General features: G+C 67.1%; 1 protein-coding gene. It reads left to right on the plus strand.

What is annotated here, in order from left to right:
- Window positions 1–51 precede the first annotated feature (51 nt).
- Complete coding sequence (locus ACF1DX_RS39040; RefSeq protein WP_391795885.1) at window positions 52–954, plus strand: transposase family protein; 903 nt, start codon at window positions 52–54, stop codon at window positions 952–954.
- Window positions 955–1,007: the final 53 nt, after the last annotated feature.

Below are 1,007 nucleotides of genomic sequence, written 5' to 3' on the forward strand. Positions count from 1 at the left end.
CTAACGAGTTGGTGCGTGATAGCGGGTGGGCATGCTCTGCTGGTGAAAGGCATGGTGGACCGTTCGGTTCTCACGCATCCGTTGTTCACGGGTGTCTCGAGGGCTCATCTGTCGTCTTTGACCGCGGAGTTGGCCAGACCGTGGGTGGCCGAGGTCGAGGGGCGCCGGCATCAGGCACGTGGCGGGGCCAGAAAGCGGGCGCTTGGGGCCGGTGCCCGCCACCAGCTGGTCCTCGTGGACCGGCTGGTAGCCACGCTCATCCATCTGCGGCACGACCTCCCGCATCCGGTCCTGGCCCTTCTGTACGAAGCGGACCGCTCCACCGTGACCCGCGCGGTCGGTGAGGTGCGTCGGCTCCTGGCTCAGCGGGGGTTCGCCGTTGCGGACCGGCCCGGCGTGCGGCTGCGGACCCTGGAAGACGTGTTCGCCTACGCCCAAGCCGAAGGTGTCCGGCTGCGGCTGGACGCCACCGAGGTCCAGGTCCGCCGGCCTGCCGCGGGCCGGGGCGGCCGCAAGGCGTTCGTGTCGGGCAAGAAGAAGCAGAACACGATGAAGGCCACCGTCATCGCCGACCATCAGGGCCGCACCCTGTGGACCGACGCGTTGCGGCCAGGGCGCATACACGATGCCACCGCCGCCCGCACAGCCGGCATCGGCAGATGCTTCGACCACTTCGACCTGGTCCAGGTTCTCCTCGACAACGGCTACCCCGGCCTGGGCCGAGACCACCGCGGAAAGGCTCTCACCCCGCCACGCAAACTACGGCCGGGAGCCATAGCACCCTTCGCCGAACACCGAGAACGCCAGCGACACGACCACTCCTCACAACGGATCACCGTCGAACACGCCCTCGCCGACCACAAACGCTGGAAACAACCCCAGCGCTGGACCCACCACCGCGACACTTACCAAGCCATCGCCACCCTGGTATCCGACCGCACCATCACCGCTTAACAAACGCCGTGAACAGAGCAAACACGACTCACCCACTATCACACACCAACTCG

The sequence above is a fragment of the Streptomyces sp. NPDC014676 genome, assembly GCF_043084105.1.
Lineage (GTDB): Bacteria > Actinomycetota > Actinomycetes > Streptomycetales > Streptomycetaceae > Streptomyces.